This is a genomic window from Streptomyces caeruleatus (genome assembly GCF_001514235.1).
Classification (GTDB): Bacteria; Actinomycetota; Actinomycetes; order Streptomycetales; family Streptomycetaceae; genus Streptomyces; species Streptomyces caeruleatus.
Genome location: NZ_KQ948969.1, coordinates 1 through 2,389 on the forward strand (window position 1 = coordinate 1; position 2,389 = coordinate 2,389).

At 68.6% G+C, this 2,389-nt stretch carries 2 protein-coding genes; one reads left to right on the top strand and one right to left on the bottom strand.

The window, feature by feature from the left end; translation table 11 throughout:
* Nucleotides 1-255: 255 nt before the first annotated feature.
* Nucleotides 256-1,263: a stage II sporulation protein M gene (locus tag AQJ67_RS44250; RefSeq protein ID WP_062725848.1), complete on the bottom strand. Its 1,008-nt coding sequence runs from the start codon at nucleotides 1,261-1,263 to the stop codon at nucleotides 256-258.
* Between the two features lie 130 nt (nucleotides 1,264-1,393).
* On the opposite strand from AQJ67_RS44250, the gene AQJ67_RS44255 reads away from it, so the two are divergent.
* Nucleotides 1,394-2,353 carry an RDD family protein gene (locus AQJ67_RS44255; RefSeq protein WP_062725850.1) on the top strand — a complete coding sequence of 320 codons (960 nt, stop codon included), beginning with the start codon at nucleotides 1,394-1,396 and terminating at the stop codon, nucleotides 2,351-2,353.
* The last annotated feature ends 36 nt before the right edge of the window (nucleotides 2,354-2,389 follow it).

The following is a 2,389-nucleotide window of genomic DNA, read 5'->3' on the forward strand; positions in this document are numbered from 1 at the left end:
TGCGTTTCCCTTTCCGGCGACTCCGACTTTATCAGAAGTTCCGGGCCGGACTGACCAGCCACTCTTTTCCGATTCATTCGGGAGGGGGCTTCTCGGGAATCAATGTTCCGCTGAAGCAGACAGACACTCACTCTGCCCGGCGGGACTTGCATCCACTTCCAGGCAACTGTTCGAATCTACCTCCCCGCCAGCTCCGTGTCAACGGTTCCTGCGGGGCGAAGAGGAGACTAGCAGCTCAACAGGCGTGTACGCACATCAGGCCGCGGTCGGAACGGCGGCGCTGCGCTCGGCCGCCTCGACGTCGCCCGTCTCGCCGGCGCGAGCGGCACGTCCGCCGAGGACATAGACGTAGGCGAGGAATGCGAGTTCAGCGACGACGCCGATGCTGATGCGCGCCCAGGTGGGCAGGCCCGATGGGGTGACGAAGCCTTCTATGGCGCCGGAGACGAAGAGGACCAGGGCCAGGCCTATCGCCATGCCGATCGCGGCTCGGCCTTCCTCGGCGAGGGCTGAGCGTCGGGTGCGCGGGCCCGGGTCTATGAGGGTCCAGCCCAGACGTAGGCCGGTGCCGGCGGCGACGAAGACCGCGGTCAGTTCGAGGAGGCCGTGCGGCAGGACCAGGCCGAGGAAGGTGTCCAGGCGACCTGCCGAGGACATCAGGCCGAAGCCGACGCCCAGGTTGAGCATGTTCTGGAAGAGGATCCAGAGCACTGGGAGGCCCAGGAAGACTCCGAGGATCAGGCAGAGAGCGGCTGCCCAGGCGTTGTTCGTCCAGACCTGGGCCGCGAAGGACGCCGCTGGGTGGCTGGAGTAGTACGTCTCGTACTGGCCACCTGGGCGGGTGAGCTCGCGCAGTTCGCTTGGGGCCGCGATGGTGGCCTGTACTTCGGGATGGGTGCCTATCCACCAGCCGAGCAGGGCCGCGACGAGGGTGGAGAGGAGCGCGGTGGGGACCCACCAGTGGCGTGACCGGTAGACGGCGGCTGGGAATCCTTGGGTGAGGAAGCGGGTGACGTCGCGCCATGAGGCGCGTCGGGTGCCTGTGACGGCGCTACGCGCGCGTGCCACGAGTTGGCTGAGGCGACCGGTCAGCTGAGGGTCGGGAGCGCTGGACTGGATCAGGGACAGATGGGTCGCCGTGCGTTGGTACAGGGCGACGAGTTCGTCGGCCTCGGCGCCGGTGAGGCGGCGCTGGCGTCCGAGAAGGGCGTCGAGGCGGTCCCACTCAGCTCGGTGGGCGGTGACGAAGACGTCGAGGTCCATCTGGTTTTCTGCTCCTCGGCTGTTCGTCGGCGACTCGTCGTGGGTGTCAGCTTGTCGTACTGCGGCGCGATGCGCCCTCAGCTTGGCAGACTGGCCATTCCGAGGGCAGGTCAGGGGAAGGACGGTCGGCGTGAGTGAGCTGGTGACGGGTGAGGCGGTGGCGTTGGAGCTGCGTCCCGCGAAGCTGCCCAGCAGGGCGCTGGCCGTGCTGCTCGATCTGGCCGTGGCAGTGATCGCGTACATCGTCGTGACCCTGGGTGTGGTGGCGGCGACGGCTTCCCTGGACGAGGCGGCGCAGACGGCGTTGTCGATTGCGACGTTCGTTCTGTTGCTGGTCGGCGGGCCGATCGCGGTCGAGACGCTGAGCCATGGGCGCTCGCTCGGGAAGCTTGCGTGTGGGCTGCGGGTGGTGCGCGATGACGGCGGACCGATCCGGTTCCGGCACGCTCTGGTGCGTGGCCTCATAGGTGTGATCGAGATTCTGATGACGCTCGGCGTCATCGCTGTCATCTCTTCGTTGGTGTCCGCGCGCGGGCGGCGGCTCGGTGATGTGTTTGCCGGGACGCTCGTCGTGCGGGAACGGATACCCGTCGCGCGGACGGGGTTCGTTCCGCCGCCTCCGCCGTGGTTGGCGGGGCGGTTCTCGGGGCTTGACCTTTCGGCGGTGCCGAATGACCTGTGGCTCGCCATTCGCCAGTACCTGATGCGGATGCAACAACTCGACCCTCAGGTCGGCGGGCGCATGGCGGAGCGTCTTGCGACGGACCTCGCGGCGCGGACGGGTGCTCCGGCGCCGCAGGGTGTGCCCCCGGCAGCGTATCTGGCGGCGGTGCTTCAGGAACGGCAGACGCGGGAGGCGCGGCGGGCCTTCGGCAACGGGTCGGCTGGGGGTGGGGGGTCCGTCGACGCCTGTGCAGGGAGTGTTGTGGGGGGACCTGGGGCGTACGGCCCATCGGTCGTGCCGGCCGCGGCTCCTGCGCCCGCTACCGCTGCACCGCCTTCGCGTGCGCCGTACGGCATGGAGGTGGCCCCGGCGCCCCCCACTCCCTCCGCCGACCGGCCGTCCACCGGTTTCGCCCCACCGGCCTAGGAGTTGTCTTCAAATGTCACGCCCACATCAGGAGCC

What these genes read in the sequence shown, in the direction of transcription:
- AQJ67_RS44250 (WP_062725848.1), bottom strand. Translation starts at nt 1,263, where the DNA reads ATGGACCTCGACGTCTTCGTCACCGCCCACCGAGCTGAGTGGGACCGC.